Genomic DNA, 15,675 nt, shown 5'->3' on the forward strand with positions numbered 1-15,675 from the left:
TTGCAATCACCAGTTGACTGCGCTTCAATGCGGCGCATGAGGGGTAACCTGAACAACTTGGGTGGTTTTGTCATCGCCGCGGTGCTGGCGGCGCTGCCACTTTGTGCGGTGCAGGCCGCCGATTTGCAGCATGCGCGCGTCTGGGCTGGCCCCGACTACACCCGCGTCGTGCTGGATGCCTCCGGCCCCCTGCAATACACGATTAGCCAGACTGACGGCCAGATCGTGGTGGACCTGCCTGACAGCCAGGCCACTGGCGCTTTTTCCGACCCTGTCGCGCAGGGACTGTTCCGCGGCATGAGTCATGCCCGTATCGGTGATCGGCTCCAGTTGACCGCAAAGGTGGTTCCGGGCAGTCGCCTGAAGAGCTTCGTGCTGAAGCCGACCAGCGGCACGGATTACCGGCTGGTGCTCGATTTTTATCCGGACGGTGGCAACACCGCCACGTCCATCGCCACCACGCAGCCCGAGGCCCCCGCGAAATTGGTGGAGCCGGCCGTCGCGCCGATGGTTTCGGCCAGCTCAGCGGTCGTGCTGCCGCAACGACGCGGCAGCTCCTCGCACAGCAGCCGCGCGGCGACCGAGCAGGCGGCGGCCCTGCTGAACGGTCAGCGCAATGTGATCATCGCGATCGATGCCGGTCACGGCGGCAAGGATCAGGGTGCGCATGGCCCCGGTGGCACGCTGGAAAAGAATGTGACGCTGGCTGTGGCGCGTGATCTGGCCGCCCAGATCAATCGCCAGCCGGGCATGAAGGCCGTGCTGACGCGCGACGGTGACTATTTCATCGACCTCAAGCGTCGCTATGAGATTGCGCGTGAGAACAATGCCGACCTGTTCGTGGCGATCCATGCGGACTCCTTCACCAGCGATGACGCCAAGGGTTCGTCGGTGTGGGTGCTGTCGCCCCGCGGCAAGACCAATGAGGCGGCACGCTGGCTGGCCGACCGCGAAAACCGCGCCGACCTGATCGGCGGCACCACGCTGGATGATAAGGACGACGGGCTGGCCAAGGTGCTGCTGGATCTGCAGCAGGGCTGGGCGATGCAGGCCAGTGAAGTGGTGGCCGGCAACGTGCTCAGGGCGCTGGGCCAGCTCGGCCCGACCCATCGTGGTTATGTCGAGCGTGCCAATTTCGTGGTGCTGCGCTCGCCGGACGTCCCGTCGATCCTGGTCGAGACCGCGTTCATCAGCAATCCGGACGAGGAACGCAGACTGCGCGATCCGGCGCATCAGAATCAGCTTGCCGAGGCCGTGATGGGCGGCGTGAAGAATTATTTCGAATCGACACCACCACCGGGCACCTGGTTTGCGGCGCAGGCAGCGCGCCGCAACGGCACCCAGCTGGCATCGAACAGGCCGGATGGCGACGACAGCGGCATGGCTGCAAAGCCGGTCGGTACCGCGCTGACCAGCAATGCCTCGCCACCCGCGGATGCGGGTGTGCGCGATCTGCATCGGGTGGGGCAGGGTGAAAGCCTGCGCAGCATCGCGCGCCAGTACGGCATCAGTATCGGTGCGTTGAAGAATGCCAACCAGCTGAATACCGACACGGTACATGCCGGTACTGTCTTGACCATACCGACGGGCTGATCGCGCCCGTCGTCATTATCCAGCGGCGGCCCGATCCGCGTTCGCTGCTAAAGTTCGCGGATGACTGTGATCCGCGTATTGCCCCCAGAACTCATCAACCAGATCGCCGCCGGCGAGGTCATCGAACGGCCGTCCTCGGTAGTGAAGGAGCTGGTCGAGAACAGCCTCGACGCCGGCGCCAGCCGTATCGAGGTGGATATCGAGGCCGGCGGAGCGCGCTTGATCCGCGTGCGCGACGATGGCGACGGCATCCATGTCGACGAGCTGCCATTGGCTGTGGCCTCGCACGCGACCAGCAAGATCGGCAGCTTCGACGACCTGGAACACGTCGCCAGCATGGGCTTCCGTGGCGAGGCGCTGGCCTCGGTGTCGTCGGTGTCGCGCTTCGCGCTGACCTCGCGGACACGCGGGCAGGATGCCGCGTTCCGCATCGAGGTCGACAGCGGCAAGTTGCAGGCAGCGCGCCCGGCGCAGCATCCGCAGGGCACCAGCGTGGAGGTACGCGACCTGTTCTACAACGTACCGGCGCGCCGGAAGTTCATGCGTGCCGAGCGCACCGAATTCGCGCATATCGACGACCTGCTGAAATCGCTGGCACTGGCGCGTGGATCGGTGGAGTTCCGGCTCAGCCACAACGGCAAACCGGTGCGCGTATGGAAGGCCGCCCGCAACGAGCAGGCCGAGCTGCAACGGGTGGCCGAGGTGCTGGGCGAGGAATTTCCAGCGCAGAGCCTGCGCATCGATCACGCCATGGCCGGCCTGCATCTGTCTGGCTGGGTCGGTTTGCCGACCGCTTCGCGCGCACAGGCCGACTCGCAGTATTTTTACGTCAATGGCCGGCTGGTGCGTGATCGCATCGTTGCCCATGCGGTGCGTCAGGCTTATGCGGACGTGTTGTTCCATGGCCGGCACGCTGCATTCGTGTTGTATCTGGAACTCGATCCGGCTGGTGTGGACGTGAACGTGCATCCGGCCAAGCACGAAGTGCGTTTCCGCGAGCAGCGGCTGGTGCACGACTTCCTGTTCCGCACCCTGCACGAGGCACTGGCACAGACGCGCGCAGGCTTGAGTACGTTGCCGACGACCGAACTGGTGTCCGCTTCGCACGAGTCGTACGCGGTGCCGTCATCCGCGTCGTCCAGTGCATCGGCATGGCCGGACCAGTTGAGTCAGAGCCGGTTGAGCCTGGGCGTGCGTGATGCACCGCTGGCCGGGTACGCGGCGTTGCTCGGCGGGTCGCCGGAATCATCGGGCGCGCAGGTGCCGATGCCGGCGACAGAGGAGGGCGAAACGCCGCCGCTCGGTTTTGCGATCGCCCAATTGAAGAGCATCTTCGTGCTGGCCGAGAATGCGCACGGCCTAGTGCTGGTGGACATGCATGCGGCGCATGAGCGGATCACTTACGAGAAACTGAAATCCGGTCGTGCCTGCAGCAATCTGCGTTCGCAGATGCTGCTGGTGCCGCTCAGTATCGCGGTCAGTGCGAAGGAGGCTGCTGCGGCCGAGGAACATGCCGAGGCGCTGGCCGACTGGGGCCTGGAGATGTCGCGCAGTGGTCCGGCGACGATCGTGGTGCGACGGATTCCGGCGCTGCTGGAAGGCGCGGATGTCGGTCAGCTCAGCCGCGACGTGCTGTCCGAGCTGGCTCAGCACGGCAGTTCGCGTCGCCTGCAGGAGCTGGAGAACGAGCTGCTCTCGACCATGGCCTGCCACGGTTCGGTGCGTGCCGGGCGGCGCCTGACGATCCCTGAAATGAATGCCTTGTTGCGCGAGATGGAAGTCACTGAACGCTCCGGGCAATGCAACCACGGCCGACCCACCTGGATTCAGCTGAGCGTGGCCGAACTCGACAAACTGTTCATGCGTGGTCGCTGAGCACGCGACTTGCCCTGTGTGCAAACGGACGGCCATACTCGGGGTTCCTGCCTTGCGCGGATCGCTGCCCATGTTGCGTCATGCCATTGTTGCCGTTGCCCTGTTTTTTGGAGTTGTAGCCGTGCACGCCGAAACACCTGTTACCGCCCCCGTGGCGACCTACGAACAGCAGATCCAGCAATGGCGCAGTGGCCGGTTGCAGCGGCTTACCGCGGCGGATGGCTGGCTGAGCCTGATCGGGCTGGAATGGCTGAAAGAGGGTGACAACCGTATTGGCAGTGCGGCCGACAACGACATCGTGCTGAAGGCGGGGCCGGCACATCTCGGCACGGTGACGCTGGCGAAGGATGGCGCCTTGCATATCGCGCTGGCCAGGGACAGTGCAGCCACGATTGACGGCAAGGCGGTGACCGAAGCAGCGCTGGTCGATGATGCGCACGTTACCGGTGACGCGTCGCCGACTCTGGTGAGTTTCGGCGCGGCAAACTTCTACGTGATCGATCGCGACGGTCGCAAGGCGCTGCGGGTGAAGGACAGCGATGCGGCCACCCGCAAGAATTTTCTCGGCATCGATTATTTTCCGATCGATCCGTCCTGGCACATCGTGGCGACCTGGGTGCCGTTCGACCCGCCGCACAAGCTGGAGATCGGCTCGGTGATCGGCACGATCGACAAGGTCGACGTGCCGGGCAAGGCGGTGTTCCAGCACGATGGCCACACCTATGAGCTGCTGCCGTACCAGGAGGAGCCGGGTGGCGAGCTGTTCTTCGTGATCGCCGATCGTACCTCGGGCAAGGAGACCTATGGTGCCGCGCGCTTCCTGTACGCGGCGTTGCCGAAGGACGGCAAGGTGATCCTCGATTTCAACGAGGCCTACAACCCGCCGTGTGCGTTCACGCCGTTCGCCACCTGTCCGCTGGCGCCGCCGGAGAACCGGCTTGACCTGCGCATTACGGCAGGCGAGAAGAAATACCGCGGAGACCATGATTGACAAGCAATCCACAGGATCGGCCGATGCTGCATCACCTCTCTCTCGGCGTCGTTGATCTCCAGCGCTCAGCCGCTTTCTACGATGCTTCGCTCGATGCGCTGGGCTATGTGCGTGTGTGGGCCGATGACACTGCGGTCGGCTACGGTGTCCCTGGCGGCGGTGACAAGCTTGCGATCAAGCTGCGGGGCGACAGTGTGGTTGTCCCGGGCCCGGGTTTTCATCTGGCCTTTGCCGCGCAGGATCGCGAATCGGTTGTGCGCTTTTACGAAGCCGCGCTGCGCCACGGTGGGCAAGACAACGGCGCTCCGGGCCTGCGGCCAAATTACGGGCCGCATTACTTTGCGGCCTTCGTTATTGATCCTGACGGCTATCGCATCGAAGCCGTGTTCAATCCGCCTGTGTAGCAATCTGCCGGCATGACTCAATATCCCCTGAACTCGGCCTTGCGCTTCTGCAGAAATGCCGTGGTGCCCTCGCGCATGTCCTCGGTGGAGAACGCCAGCGCAAAGCCCTGCGTCTCGAATTCCAGGCCCTGATCGATCGAAGTCTCGCCGCCCTGCAGCACCGCATCGAGGATGCCAGCCGCGGCCAGTGGCGCGGCGGCAGCGAGCTGGTCGGCCAGGGTGTTCACGGCCTCGTCCAGCGCCTCTGCTGTGACCACGCGGGTGACGACACCCAATTCGTACGCACGTTGTGCATTGATCACGGCACCGGTGAGGCACAGTTCCAGCGCCGCACCGCGACCGGCCAAGCGCAGCAGGCGCTGGGTGCCGCCAAAGCCGGGGATCAGGCCGAGGTTGATTTCCGGCTGGCCGAACTTGGCCTTTTCGCTGGCCACGCGCAGATGGCAAGCCATCGCCAGTTCCATGCCGCCGCCGAGGGCGAAGCCCTGGATGCGTGCGATCACCGGCTTGCCGAGCCGCTCGATAGAACTCATCAGGCGCTGGCCTGTGCGTGAGAAGCCTTGCGCCTGCACCGGCGTGTAACCGTTCATCTCGGCGATGTCGGCGCCAGCGACGAAGGCCTTCTCGCCGGCGCCGGCCAGCACGACGACTCGTACGGCATCGTCCTGCGCGGCCTGCGCGAAAGCGAGGGTCAGCTCGTTGAGGGTGTCGCGGTTCAGCGCATTGAGCTTGTCGGGACGGTTGACCGTAATGGTGCGCACGGCGCCACGGTTGCTGGTTTCCAGGTTGCGATAGGCCATGAACGGCTCCCAATGGATGCAAGGACGCGATGGTAGCAGCGGGAACCTTTGCCGCTGGCGGGTTTCTCAAGCCACGTGCGCTACCGCTGCACGAATCCGGCGAACCGCTTAGGATGGACCGTCTGGATCGACAGTCGCGATAGGGAAGGGCTCGATGGAGATAGGCATGACACATCTGCGTTGCGCTCTGCTCGGCATGCTGCTGCTGGTCGGCGTCGTGCACGCACAGAATCGCGCGCCGGCGGCCGATGCGCCGGTGAAGCTGGACAAGAACAAGCTGTCATACGCGATTGGTTACCAGATTGGCAGCCAGTTTGCCGATGGTCGGCCGGATGTGGATGTTGCTGTCCTGATGCGCGCGATCCAGGATGCCTACGCGAAGCGAAATCCCACGGTGCCGATGCTGGAAATGCATCAGCAGCTGCGCAGCCTCGAGCGGCAGATGCATGCCAATGCGCTGGCCGAATTCAAGCGGATCGCTGACGCCAACGCGCGCAAGAGTGCCGACTTCATGGCACACAACCGGCAGCAGTCGGGCGTGGTGCAACTGCCTTCGGGCATCCAGTACGCGGTGCTGAGCAAGGGTTCCGGCACGGTCAGTCCGACCGTGACCAGCATGGTGACGGTGAACTATCGCGGCATGTTGGTGGATGGCACCGAATTCGACAGCACCTGGGCGCGCGGAGCTCCGGTGAGTTTCCCGGTGAATGGAGTCATTCCGGGCTGGCGCGATGTGATCCCACGCATGCATGTGGGCGATCGCTGGAAGGTGGTGATTCCGCCGCAACTGGCTTATGGCGAAGAAGGCGCGTTGCCGCGGATCGGACCGAACGAGGCGCTGGTGTTCGATATCCAGTTGCTCGAGATCAAGGCTGATCCAGTCAGGCCCTGAGAGCCTGTTCAAAGCCCCCAGCGCGGGGTATCCGGGGGCTTTGAGCAGGCTCTGATGCATGCCGGTGGTAACATGACCACGCATGCCGAACGATCCACGCTCCGCCGAAATCCCCCCGCTAACCCCCTGTATCGGCATTTGCCGGCTGGATGAGCGTGGCTATTGCGTGGGCTGCCAGCGCACCGGCGATGAAATCGGTCGCTGGCGTGTGATGAGCGACGCCGAGCGGCGCTACGTCATGCAGGTGATCCTGCCCACGCGCGAACTGCCGTGATGGAGGCGCTGATCAAGGCGTTGCGCCCGCTGTCGGCACCGCCGACGGCGCCGGGCTGGAACCACGCGGACATGAGCGAGCTGCTCGGCAGCACGCAGCGTCAACCGGCTGCCGTGTTACTCGGTTTTCGCGAAGGCGTGCAGCCACGGCTGGTGTTGACCGTGCGCACGGACAATCTGCAGACGCACGCCGGCCAGGTGGCGTTTCCAGGTGGTCGTTGCGATCCCGCCGATGGCGGTGATGCAGTGATCACTGCCTTGCGCGAGAGCGAGGAGGAGATCGGCCTCGATCGCGCCTTGGTGACGCCGCTGGGTTATCTGGATTGCTTCGAGACGATCAGTGGCTATTGCATCACGCCGGTGGTGGCGCGGATCGCCGCCGAAGCCGCGTTGTATCCGGCACCGGGCGAGGTGGCCGAAGTGTTCGAGGTGCCAATCACGTTCTTCCTGGAACCGGCGAACCTGCGCCGCTATACGATGGAGTTCCGCGGCCATCAAAGGCCGATGGTGGAGTTCCTTCACGGCGGTCATCGCATCTGGGGCGCCACCGCCGCGATGCTGTTCAACCTGCTGCAGAGAATGGGCTACGCATGACCCTGCACACCACGCTCATCGATGCCGCGAGCCTCGCGGCGCTGGCACCGGACGACGTGCTGATCGTCGATTGCCGTTTCGATCTGGTCGAACCCGGCAAAGGTGCACGCGACTATCTGGAGGGGCATATCCCCGGCGCGCTTTATGCCAGCCTCGATCGCGACCTGTCCGATCTGTCGCGTCAAGCCGAAGGACTGGGTCGGCACCCGCTGCCACTGGAGCCGGCATTCAACGCGCTGCTGTCGAGCTGGGGCTGGCGCACAGGCATGCAGGTGGTGAGCTATGACACGGCCGGCGGCGCGCTGGCCGCGGCGCGGCTGTGGTGGCTGCTGCGGCTGGTAGGCGTACGTCAGGTTGCCGTGCTCGATGGCGGCTATGCCGCGTGGCTGGCGGCGGGGCTGCCGGTCGAGACCGGCCAGCCGGTGGCGCGACCGGCCAGCAAGGTGTCCCTGCGCTATGACGCGAACCAGCTGCTGCTCGATCATGCCGCGCTGCGGGATGGTGCCGCCGGCCAGCTGCTGGATGCCCGTGCGGCGGCACGTTATCGCGGCGATGTCGAACCACTGGATCGGATAGGTGGTCACGTACCCGGTGCATTGAACCGGCCGTTTGCCGACAACCTGCGTAGCGATGGCCGCTTCAAGCCGATAGCGCAACTGCGCGACGAGTTCGACGCGGTGCTGGGCGCAGTTGCACCGTCACAGGTGGTGCATATGTGCGGTTCCGGTGTCACCGCCTGCCACAACCTGCTGGCGATGGAGTATGCGGGGTTGCACGGCTCGCGGCTGTACGCGCCGTCGTGGAGTGGCTGGGTCAGCGATCCGGCACGGCCGGTGGCGAAAAGCTGACGCCTTTCTGTCCCACGGGGACTCCCTGCGATCGTAGGAGCGGCTTCAGCCGCGATAGCTCTTCGCATGGCATGAAAAGCATCGCGGCTGAAGCCGCTCCTTATAGGCGTCTCAGCCTTTGCTCTTGAGTCGAGCCACCAGCTGCTGCAGTACTGCCTGCGTCTGTGGGTGGAAGAACGCCTCGACGAAGTCGTCCAGCGGCAGCGCATCGAGATTGGCATAGGCTTCGGCGAGATCGGCGCGGGCCAGAGTCCGGGTGGCGAGCATCGCGTGTGACGGTAACGCCAACAGTTCGCCCAGCCAGCGCAGCGCGCGCGTGGTGACCTGGTCGACGCCGGTGAGTTCGTCGACAAAACCACAGGCCAGCGCCGTGGCAGAGTCGATCATGGCGCCGGAGACCAGTAGTCGTTCGGCGCGATAGGTGCCGACCACCCGGCGCAGTGCCAGCTGGATAGCCTCGGGTACGATCAGTCCCACCTGCACCTCGTTCAGGCCGATCCGGTACGGGCCTTCCGCCATCACCCGGTAGTCGCAGAACAGCGCCAGCACCGCGCCGCCGGCCGGGCTGTGGCCGGTGATCGCCGCCACCAGCGGAATCGGTGCTCGGGCCAAGGCGCCACACAACGCGAAAAACTCATGCCAGTACTCCAGCACGCCGGCGCGGTCGCGGCCGAGCAGGGCCGGTACGTCGACGCCGGCGGAGAACAGGCCCTGCGCGCCGGACAGCACGATGCCACGGACACCTTCGCGCACGCTGTCATCGATGGCGGCATGCAGCGAGCGCAGCAGCTCCAGATTCAGCGCGTTGACCGGCGGTCGGGCCAGCTGGATCTCGCGGATGCCGTTGTCGTGGTTGGTGATGTTGAGCATGGGGAACTCCGGCTCGGATGATTTACGGTTGGGGATGGTCGGCGTCGGTCCAGCTGTAGCGCACGGCATAGTCCAACGTGGCGTTGCCGTTGGCCGGCACCTCGACACGGAACTCCAGCGTATCCGGTGTCTGCTGGCTGGGCTTGCTACTGGAGGAAGTCAGCGTCCACTGCCTCCAGCGCGAGGGATGTTCGCGTATGGTCACTATGCGCGGATTGTCGCCTGCGTTGCTGAGGTTGATACGGAACGCTTCGTCCATGGTGCGGCCGGTCTTGTCCGCGTTGAAGCTGGTACGCGTCCGCTCGGCACGCAGATCGAATGCGGTACCCAGCGTGATCGTGGCGTCGCTGCCTTTCGGAGTGTCGTTGATGCGGCCTTCGCCGATGAACTGCGGTGTGCCGTTGCGGTCGGCGGTGAGTACGCGCAGATAGCCGGCCGGCAGGCTGTCGAACGCCTTCAGCTTCAGGGTGCTGATGATCGTGCTGCCGCCGCCCTGGCTGAAATCCTGGCTCAGGATCGGCTGCTGCGGCTGATAGCTGTTGCCGTTCTCGTACAGTGCGGTGCGCTCGCAATCCAGCGCGCGGCTCGCGTACAGCGGCACCTGGCTGACACTGCTGTCGGGCAGGTCGACCGCAGCGGGCAGCGTGTAGCTGCGGTAGTCACCGACGCTGTCCTGTTGCGGCATGTCGGCACTCGCCGCCTTGGCGTTGAAGCCGCGCGCCATCGCCATCATCGGACGTGGCGCTGATTCCTTGGCCATATTCGGCTCACCCGCAATCAGGGTCAGCTGCGCATCGCGCCAGTCACGGCCGCTGCGGTTGGCGATGCTGGCGCGCGATTCGAACTGCATGCGACAGGTTGCGCCTGATTGCAGCGTCGCCACATAGGCGGCGCGCCAGCCGAGGCCGGAGGTGGGATAGCTGAGTACGGCCTTGGTCTGGCCTGCGCGTGCGGCATCCACCCGCAGGCTCAGGCTGGCGCCGGTCGGAAAATTCGCGCCGCTGGTGCGCACGGCCGCATAGTTGCTGACCAGGGTGGTGTTGCCGTTGTTATCGCGCACCAGCAGGCCATCACCCGCCCGCAGCATGGTGCCGCTGGCCAGCGACAGGCCGCCGGCGCCGAGAACGTCCACGGTGTGACCAGTCAATCCGGTCAACGCCGCGCTCGCTCCCTGCGCCAGCAGCAATCGTTGCGAGATCACCTTGGCATCGCCGCCAGGAAATCCCAGGGCCAGCGCTTCGGGATCGATGAAGCCGGGCAGGTCGCCGATCACCACGTCGTGCGTGCCCGCGGCCAGGGTCAGCGCACGCTGTTCGCGCACTACCGCATAGCCATCATCGACATTGCCACCGCCGTTGCTGGCGTACAGCGCAGCACTGTCGCTACGGTACAGGGTGAGCGAGGTGGTGTCGGCGGCATGCGCCGTGGCGCCGGCCAGGGCGACAACACAAGCGGCGGCGAGGGTGAGGGCGGTGCGATGTGCTGTCGTCATCGGGCGAATTCCATCGTGAGACCGGATCACCATCATAGCGACGGCGTGTGCATGCCGTGCGTCGAGTCGGTCACTCTGTGCTGAGTGACGCTCAGCCGCCCGGGTGAACTGCGGCCGCCGCGCGGATCGTTGCAGGCAGTGACACCGGTTTGCCGGTGGCCGGGTTCATCCACACCATCACCACGTGGCCATCGCTGTACAAGCGGTTCGCGTCGTCGGCATCGACGATGCGATGGGCGATCGTCATCGAGCTGTTGCCCAACCGGGTGCAGCGCAACTCGATGTGCAAGGAAGCGGGCCATTCGATCGGGCGCCGGTACTGCAGTTCGCTGGCGGCCAGCACGGGCATCGACTCCTCGCTGAACCAGTCGCGCACGTTCTGCAACCACTGCAGCCGCGCCTCTTCCAGATAGGTGAGGAAGTTGGAATTGTTGACGTGGTTGAACGCGTCGAGGTCACGCCAGCGCACGCCGAGCGATGCGACGTACAACGGAGTATCGCTGTTGGCTTTCGGCTCGGCCCCGGTGGCATCGTTCGCTACCGTGGCATCAGTCGGCTTGGCCTGCGTGGTGGACTTGCGTGGACTCATGAGCTTTTCTTCTTCCCGCTCCCGCGCATCGGCTTGTACTTGTCGGCCGAGGCGATGTGCTTGGTGGCAGCCTTGACGCGCTTGGGAGTGCCGGGCTTTTTCGGCTTGGCCGGTTTCAGGTGCGGCGCCAGGAAATGGCCGGTATGCGATTCGACGCTGGCCGCCACGGCTTCCGGGGTGCCGGCGACCAGGATGCGACCGCCACCGGCGCCACCTTCGGGACCGAGGTCGACGACCCAGTCGGCAGTCTTGATCACGTCGAGGTTGTGCTCGATCACCACCACGGTGTTGCCTTGATCGACCAGCTGATGCAGCACGTCGAGCAGCTGCTCGATGTCGTGGAAGTGCAGGCCGGTGGTGGGTTCGTCGAGGATGTACAGGGTGCGGCCGGTGTCGCGCTTGGACAGCTCCTTGGACAGCTTCACGCGTTGCGCCTCGCCACCGGACAGCGTGGTCGCGCTCTGACCGAGCTTGATGTAATCGAGGCCCACGGCGCGCAAGGTGTCGAGCTTGCGCGCGATGGTCGGCACGTTCTCGAACAGCTTCAGCGCATCTTCCACCGTCATGCCGAGCACGTCGGCAATCGTGTGGCCCTTGTAAAGAATTTCCAGCGTCTCGCGGTTGTAGCGCTTGCCGTGGCAGACGTCGCAGGGCACGTAGACGTCCGGCAGGAAATGCATCTCCACCTTGATCATGCCGTCGCCTTCGCAGGCCTCGCAGCGACCGCCGCGCACGTTGAAGCTGAAGCGGCCCGGCGTATAGCCGCGCGAACGCGCTTCCGGCACCTGCGCGAACATTTCGCGCAGCGGGGTGAACAGGCCGGTGTAGGTGGCAGGGTTGGAGCGCGGCGTGCGGCCGATCGGCGACTGGTCGATATCGACCACCTTGTCGAACAGCTCCATGCCTGCCACCGATTTGTACGCGGCCGGCTGCGTGCCGGCGCCATTCAATTCGGTGGCGGCGAGGCGGAACAAGGTGTCGTTGATCAGGGTCGACTTGCCGGAACCGGAGACGCCGGTGATGCAGGTGAACAGGCCAGCCGGAATCGCCAGGTCGACATTCTTCAGGTTGTTGCCACTGGCGCCTTTCAGATGCAGCCACGCATCGGCGTCGGCAGGCTGACGGCGCACGGCCGGCACTTCGATCGCGCGCGCGCCGGACAGGAACTGGCCGGTGACCGAACGCGGCGAATCGAGCATGTCCTGCACGGTGCCCTGCGCCACGATCTCGCCACCGTGCACGCCGGCACCGGGACCGATGTCGAGCACGTGGTCGGCCATGCGGATCGCGTCCTCGTCGTGCTCGACCACGATCACCGTGTTGCCGAGATCACGCAGACGCGTGAGCGTGCCGAGCAGGCGTTCGTTGTCGCGCTGATGCAAGCCGATCGAGGGTTCGTCCAGCACGTACATCACGCCGACCAGGCCGGCGCCGATCTGCGAGGCGAGGCGGATGCGCTGCGCTTCACCGCCGGAGAGGCTGTCCGCCTGCCGATCCAGAGTGAGGTAGTTCAGGCCCACATCGTTGAGGAAGGTCAGCCGTTCACGGATTTCCTTGACGATCTTCACCGCGATCTCGCCGCGCCAGCCGGCCAGCTTGAGATCGGCGAAAAACGCCAGTGCATCGTCGATCGAGCGGTGGGTCAGCGATGGCAGTGCATGATCGGCGACGAACACATTGCGTGCCGAGCGATTCAATCGCTGGCCTTCGCAGGCCGGGCAAGGCTGATCGCTGATGTATTTCGCCAGCTCCTCGCGCACTGCGGGCGATTCGGTTTCCTTGTAGCGCCGCTCCAGGTTCGGCAGGATGCCCTCGAACGCATGCTCGCGGGTGACCTTGCCGCCGCGCTCGGTGATGTAGCGGAACGCGATCTTGTCCTTGCCGCTGCCGTACAGCACGGCCTTCTGGATGTCTGCCGGAAGCTTTTGCCACGGTGTGTCCACGTCGAAGCCGTAGTGCGCTGCCAGTGACAGGATCAGCTGGAAGTAGTGCGCATTGCGCCGATCCCAGCCGCGCACGGCGCCGTTGGACAACGGCAGTTCGGGATGGCCGACCACGCGCGTGGCGTCGAATACCTGGGTTACGCCCAGACCATCGCAGGACGGGCAGGCGCCGACCGGCGAGTTGAACGAGAACAGGCGCGGCTCCAGCTCCGGCAGCGAGTAGTCGCAGACCGGGCAGGAATAGCGCGAGGACAGCAATTGCTCCGGCGCTTTCGCATCGTCCATGTTGACCACGATCACCAGCCCGTCGCCGAGCCGCAACGCGGTCTCGAACGATTCGGCCAGCCGCTGCTTGATATCGTCACGTGGGCGGAAGCGGTCGATCACCACCTCGATGGTGTGCTTCTGGCGCAAGGTCAACGGCGGCACCGCGTCGAGATCGAACACGGTGCCGTCGACGCGGGCACGCACGAAGCCCTGCGCACGCAACTGGTCGAACACCTGCATGTGTTCGCCCTTGCGTTCGCGGATCACCGGCGCCAGCAGCATGAAGCGCTTCTCCGGGTCCAGCGCAAGCGTGGCGTCGACCATCTGGCTGACCGTCTGTGCCTCCAGCGGAATGCCGTGGTCCGGGCAACGCGGCGTGCCGACGCGGGCATATAGCAGGCGCAGGTAGTCGTAGACCTCGGTGATCGTGCCCACGGTGGAGCGCGGGTTGTGCGAGGTGGATTTCTGCTCGATCGAGATCGCCGGCGACAGGCCTTCGATATGGTCGACGTCGGGCTTTTCCATCATCGACAGGAACTGCCGCGCGTAGGCCGACAGCGACTCGACATAGCGTCGCTGTCCCTCGGCATAGATCGTGTCGAACGCCAGCGAGGACTTGCCGGAGCCGGACAGGCCGGTGATCACGATCAGCTTGTCGCGAGGCAGGTCGAGGTCGATGTTCTTGAGATTGTGCGTGCGTGCGCCGCGGATGCGTATGGTGTCCATTGCGCCGAGATATGGGGGAGAACCTTTACTATACCAAGGAGTTTCGTTAGTTCATTGAAACAAATCGGCCGGATCAGTGGATGAGCGGTTTCCCTTGCTGCGATGGCTATGGCTAAATGCGCGTTTGCCGCCTGTTGCGGCATCGTCTGGAGGGGGAGTGGGGATGATCAAGCGTAATCAGTGGATCGGGATCGCGGCAGGCGTGATGCTGGCATGTGGGGCAACCGGGCAGGCGATCGCAGCACAGCCCAGCGAGCAGCAGGTGCGCCAGCTGTTCGAGGTGATGCACATGAGCCAGATGTTCGGCCAGATGAACGCGCAAATGGCTGGTGTGATGGGACGGGCGGTGCCATGCGTACCGGCGGCCTACTGGCAGAATTTCATCGACGCCAGCGGTGCCCAGCAGCTGCTGGGCCGCATGGTGCCGGTCTATCAGAGCCATTTCACCGCCGAGGATGTCTCCGGTCTGCTGAAGTTCTACCAGTCGCCGCTGGGCCAGAAGGTGATCACACAGCTGCCGCTGACCATGGCCGAGGGTATGAAGGTTGGCCAGCAATGGGGGCGCGAACGTGGCCAGGCGATGGTCCGGCAGTTGGAACAGAAAGGCACCCTGGACGCCAATGGACGCTGCCCGGCCAGTCCGGCAGCCACTGCGCCAGCCCCGCTGACGAAGCCCGCGCACTGATACGGTGAGCGCTGACGCGAGGCCAGAGCCCGGCGGGGTTGCGGGCGTGGCTTGGTCAGTATTTGACCAGCGCTTCGGAAGATCGTTATAATCCGCGGTTCGTCAGTCCCTGTTTGGGGTCTGGCGATACCCAAGAGAATAACGACAGAAGGGCATTCCCATGAGTTACGCAGTCATCAAGACCGGTGGCAAGCAGTACCGTGTCATGCAGGGCGACGTCCTGCGCGTGGAGCTGTTGACCGCCGAAGAAGGCGCCACCATCAGCTTCGACCAGGTGTTGCTGGTCGGTACCGGCGAGTCGGTCACCGTTGGTGCGCCGGTTGTCGAAGGCGCCACCGTCAGCGCCACCGTTCGCAAGCACGGCCGTGCCGACAAGATCCGCATCATCAAATTCCGCCGACGCAAGCATTACAAGCGTCAGCAGGGTCACCGTCAGCATTTCACCGAAATCGAGATCACGGGCATCAACGCCTGAGCAACTGGAGCACTAAGTCATGGCACATAAAAAAGGCGTAGGTTCCAGCCGCAACGGTCGCGATTCGAACCCGAAATACCTTGGCGTCAAGATCTACGGTGGCCAGGCCATCGAAGCCGGCAACATCATCATCCGTCAGCGCGGCACCCAGTTCCATCCGGGTACCGGCGTGGGCCTGGGTCGTGACCACACGTTGTTCGCGCTGGTCGACGGTACCGTCAAGTTTGCAGTTCGCGGCGACAAGAATCGCCGTTTCGTCGACGTCGTGCAGGCGTAAGCCTTACGCGATGCGATAGCGAAGGCCCCGCTTCGGCGGGGCTTTTCGTTTGTGCAGGAAGCCGTCCGGTTATCCTGTCCC

16 protein-coding genes are annotated in these 15,675 nt (G+C 64.6%); 11 read left to right on the top strand and 5 right to left on the bottom strand.

Features of this window, described 5'->3' with window-relative positions; genetic code table 11:
- The first annotated feature begins 36 nt into the window (after positions 1-36).
- From B0E48_RS05025 to B0E48_RS05040, 4 genes are all read left to right on the top strand, one after another.
- Positions 37-1,593 carry an N-acetylmuramoyl-L-alanine amidase gene (locus B0E48_RS05025; protein ID WP_077516456.1) on the top strand — a complete coding sequence of 519 codons (1,557 nt, stop codon included), beginning with the start codon at positions 37-39 and terminating at the stop codon, positions 1,591-1,593.
- Positions 1,594-1,653: 60 nt separating this feature from the next.
- Entirely contained in the window at positions 1,654-3,468 is a 1,815-nt protein-coding gene (gene mutL / locus B0E48_RS05030; RefSeq protein WP_077516458.1) for a DNA mismatch repair endonuclease MutL, read from the top strand.
- 70 nt (positions 3,469-3,538) lie between these two features.
- Positions 3,539-4,459 (top strand): DUF1684 domain-containing protein, encoded by a 921-nt coding sequence (locus B0E48_RS05035; RefSeq protein ID WP_077516460.1) that lies wholly within the window; start codon positions 3,539-3,541, stop codon positions 4,457-4,459.
- Positions 4,460-4,482: 23 nt separating this feature from the next.
- Entirely contained in the window at positions 4,483-4,863 is a 381-nt protein-coding gene (locus tag B0E48_RS05040; RefSeq protein ID WP_077516462.1) for a VOC family protein, read from the top strand.
- A gap of 17 nt (positions 4,864-4,880) precedes the next feature.
- On the opposite strand, the gene B0E48_RS05045 is transcribed toward B0E48_RS05040, so the two are convergent.
- Positions 4,881-5,663 (bottom strand): enoyl-CoA hydratase-related protein, encoded by a 783-nt coding sequence (locus B0E48_RS05045; RefSeq protein WP_077516464.1) that lies wholly within the window; start codon positions 5,661-5,663, stop codon positions 4,881-4,883.
- Between the two features lie 166 nt (positions 5,664-5,829).
- On the opposite strand from B0E48_RS05045, the gene B0E48_RS05050 reads away from it, so the two are divergent.
- The 4 genes from B0E48_RS05050 (at position 5,830) to B0E48_RS05060 (ending at position 8,270) form a co-directional block, all read left to right on the top strand.
- A complete protein-coding gene (locus B0E48_RS05050) occupies positions 5,830-6,555 on the top strand; it encodes an FKBP-type peptidyl-prolyl cis-trans isomerase (protein WP_254423845.1) in 726 nt (241 codons plus the stop codon).
- An 82-nt stretch (positions 6,556-6,637) separates the two neighbouring features.
- A complete protein-coding gene (locus B0E48_RS18165) occupies positions 6,638-6,829 on the top strand; it encodes a DUF1289 domain-containing protein (protein WP_139350148.1) in 192 nt (63 codons plus the stop codon).
- The gene (locus B0E48_RS05055) at positions 6,829-7,422 is read left to right on the top strand and encodes a CoA pyrophosphatase (RefSeq protein WP_343124593.1); all 594 of its coding nucleotides are present in this window, start codon (positions 6,829-6,831) and stop codon (positions 7,420-7,422) included. The genes B0E48_RS18165 and B0E48_RS05055 overlap by 1 nt, the downstream gene beginning before the upstream one ends.
- Positions 7,419-8,270 (top strand): sulfurtransferase, encoded by an 852-nt coding sequence (locus B0E48_RS05060; RefSeq protein ID WP_077516468.1) that lies wholly within the window; start codon positions 7,419-7,421, stop codon positions 8,268-8,270. Before B0E48_RS05055 ends, B0E48_RS05060 begins: the two co-directional genes overlap by 4 nt.
- Positions 8,271-8,381: 111 nt before the next feature.
- Here the strand turns inward: B0E48_RS05060 and B0E48_RS05065 are convergent, their stop codons facing one another.
- The 4 genes from B0E48_RS05065 to uvrA form a co-directional block, all read right to left on the bottom strand.
- A complete protein-coding gene (locus B0E48_RS05065; RefSeq protein ID WP_077516470.1) occupies positions 8,382-9,140 on the bottom strand; it encodes an enoyl-CoA hydratase/isomerase family protein in 759 nt (252 codons plus the stop codon).
- 22 nt (positions 9,141-9,162) lie between these two features.
- Positions 9,163-10,632 carry a DUF4139 domain-containing protein gene (locus tag B0E48_RS05070; RefSeq protein WP_077516472.1) on the bottom strand — a complete coding sequence of 490 codons (1,470 nt, stop codon included), beginning with the start codon at positions 10,630-10,632 and terminating at the stop codon, positions 9,163-9,165.
- 91 nt (positions 10,633-10,723) lie between these two features.
- Positions 10,724-11,221 (bottom strand): thioesterase family protein, encoded by a 498-nt coding sequence (locus tag B0E48_RS05075; protein WP_077516474.1) that lies wholly within the window; start codon positions 11,219-11,221, stop codon positions 10,724-10,726.
- Positions 11,218-14,157 (bottom strand): excinuclease ABC subunit UvrA, encoded by a 2,940-nt coding sequence (uvrA, locus tag B0E48_RS05080; RefSeq protein ID WP_077516476.1) that lies wholly within the window; start codon positions 14,155-14,157, stop codon positions 11,218-11,220. The genes B0E48_RS05075 and uvrA overlap by 4 nt, the downstream gene beginning before the upstream one ends.
- Positions 14,158-14,320: 163 nt before the next feature.
- Between uvrA and B0E48_RS05085 the strand changes: the two genes are divergently transcribed.
- From B0E48_RS05085 to rpmA, 3 genes are all read left to right on the top strand, one after another.
- Positions 14,321-14,842, top strand: coding sequence for a DUF2059 domain-containing protein (locus B0E48_RS05085; protein ID WP_077516478.1), 522 nt, complete (start codon positions 14,321-14,323; stop codon positions 14,840-14,842).
- A 160-nt stretch (positions 14,843-15,002) separates the two neighbouring features.
- Positions 15,003-15,317 carry a 50S ribosomal protein L21 gene (rplU, locus tag B0E48_RS05090; RefSeq protein WP_077516480.1) on the top strand — a complete coding sequence of 105 codons (315 nt, stop codon included), beginning with the start codon at positions 15,003-15,005 and terminating at the stop codon, positions 15,315-15,317.
- Positions 15,318-15,336: 19 nt separating this feature from the next.
- Positions 15,337-15,594 carry a 50S ribosomal protein L27 gene (gene rpmA / locus B0E48_RS05095; RefSeq protein WP_077516482.1) on the top strand — a complete coding sequence of 86 codons (258 nt, stop codon included), beginning with the start codon at positions 15,337-15,339 and terminating at the stop codon, positions 15,592-15,594.
- Positions 15,595-15,675 lie beyond the last annotated feature (81 nt).

The organism is Rhodanobacter sp. C03 (assembly GCF_002001175.1).
Taxonomy (GTDB): Bacteria; Pseudomonadota; Gammaproteobacteria; order Xanthomonadales; family Rhodanobacteraceae; genus Rhodanobacter.

Coding starts and splice junctions, on each gene's coding strand:
- rplU (WP_077516480.1), top strand. CDS start 15,003: ATGAGTTACGCAGTCATCAAGACCGGTGGCAAGCAGTACCGTGTCATG.
- B0E48_RS05055 (WP_343124593.1), top strand. CDS start 6,829: ATGGAGGCGCTGATCAAGGCGTTGCGCCCGCTGTCGGCACCGCCGACG.
- B0E48_RS05040 (WP_077516462.1), top strand. CDS start 4,483: ATGCTGCATCACCTCTCTCTCGGCGTCGTTGATCTCCAGCGCTCAGCC.
- B0E48_RS05075 (WP_077516474.1), bottom strand. CDS start 11,221: ATGAGTCCACGCAAGTCCACCACGCAGGCCAAGCCGACTGATGCCACG.
- B0E48_RS05050 (WP_254423845.1), top strand. CDS start 5,830: ATGACACATCTGCGTTGCGCTCTGCTCGGCATGCTGCTGCTGGTCGGC.
- B0E48_RS05025 (WP_077516456.1), top strand. CDS start 37: ATGAGGGGTAACCTGAACAACTTGGGTGGTTTTGTCATCGCCGCGGTG.
- B0E48_RS05060 (WP_077516468.1), top strand. CDS start 7,419: ATGACCCTGCACACCACGCTCATCGATGCCGCGAGCCTCGCGGCGCTG.
- B0E48_RS05045 (WP_077516464.1), bottom strand. CDS start 5,663: ATGGCCTATCGCAACCTGGAAACCAGCAACCGTGGCGCCGTGCGCACC.
- B0E48_RS18165 (WP_139350148.1), top strand. CDS start 6,638: ATGCCGAACGATCCACGCTCCGCCGAAATCCCCCCGCTAACCCCCTGT.
- uvrA (WP_077516476.1), bottom strand. CDS start 14,157: ATGGACACCATACGCATCCGCGGCGCACGCACGCACAATCTCAAGAAC.
- mutL (WP_077516458.1), top strand. CDS start 1,654: ATGACTGTGATCCGCGTATTGCCCCCAGAACTCATCAACCAGATCGCC.
- B0E48_RS05035 (WP_077516460.1), top strand. CDS start 3,539: ATGTTGCGTCATGCCATTGTTGCCGTTGCCCTGTTTTTTGGAGTTGTA.
- B0E48_RS05070 (WP_077516472.1), bottom strand. CDS start 10,632: ATGACGACAGCACATCGCACCGCCCTCACCCTCGCCGCCGCTTGTGTT.
- B0E48_RS05065 (WP_077516470.1), bottom strand. CDS start 9,140: ATGCTCAACATCACCAACCACGACAACGGCATCCGCGAGATCCAGCTG.
- rpmA (WP_077516482.1), top strand. CDS start 15,337: ATGGCACATAAAAAAGGCGTAGGTTCCAGCCGCAACGGTCGCGATTCG.
- B0E48_RS05085 (WP_077516478.1), top strand. CDS start 14,321: ATGATCAAGCGTAATCAGTGGATCGGGATCGCGGCAGGCGTGATGCTG.